Source organism: Mammaliicoccus sp. P-M58, from assembly GCF_022386165.1.
Lineage (GTDB): Bacteria > Bacillota > Bacilli > Staphylococcales > Staphylococcaceae > Mammaliicoccus > Mammaliicoccus sciuri.
Map to the genome: position 1 here is coordinate 1 of NZ_JAJNJI010000037.1, position 377 is coordinate 377.

Genomic DNA, 377 nt, shown 5'->3' on the forward strand with positions numbered 1-377 from the left:
CACCATGTTTTAGAGCCATTAGCTCAGTTGGTAGAGCATCTGACTTTTAATCAGAGGGTCAGAGGTTCGAATCCTCTATGGCTCACCATTTAAGCGGGTGTGGCGGAATTGGCAGACGCACTAGACTTAGGATCTAGCGCCGCAAGGCGTGGGGGTTCGACTCCCTTCACCCGCATTATTATTAATATGATTTAAGCATTTAATTTTGCAGAAGTAGTTCAGCGGTAGAATACAACCTTGCCAAGGTTGGGGTCGCGGGTTCGAATCCCGTCTTCTGCTCCATTATTTGCCGGGGTGGCGGAACTGGCAGACGCACAGGACTTAAAATCCTGCGGTAAGTGATTACCGTACCGGTTCGATTCCGGTCCTCGGCACCA

General features: G+C 50.1%; 4 tRNA genes. All 4 read left to right on the forward strand.

From position 1 onward, the window contains the following. Positions 1 to 12: 12 nt before the first annotated feature. The 4 genes from LQ694_RS15440 to LQ694_RS15455 all read left to right on the forward strand — a co-directional run bounded on the left by LQ694_RS15440 (position 13) and on the right by LQ694_RS15455 (position 377). Positions 13 to 88: transfer RNA gene (locus LQ694_RS15440), tRNA-Lys, on the forward strand. A gap of 5 nt (positions 89 to 93) precedes the next feature. After that, a tRNA-Leu gene (locus LQ694_RS15445) sits at positions 94 to 175 on the forward strand. A gap of 32 nt (positions 176 to 207) precedes the next feature. Further along, positions 208 to 282, forward strand: a tRNA-Gly gene (locus LQ694_RS15450). 6 nt (positions 283 to 288) lie between these two features. Beyond that, positions 289 to 377: transfer RNA gene (locus LQ694_RS15455), tRNA-Leu, on the forward strand.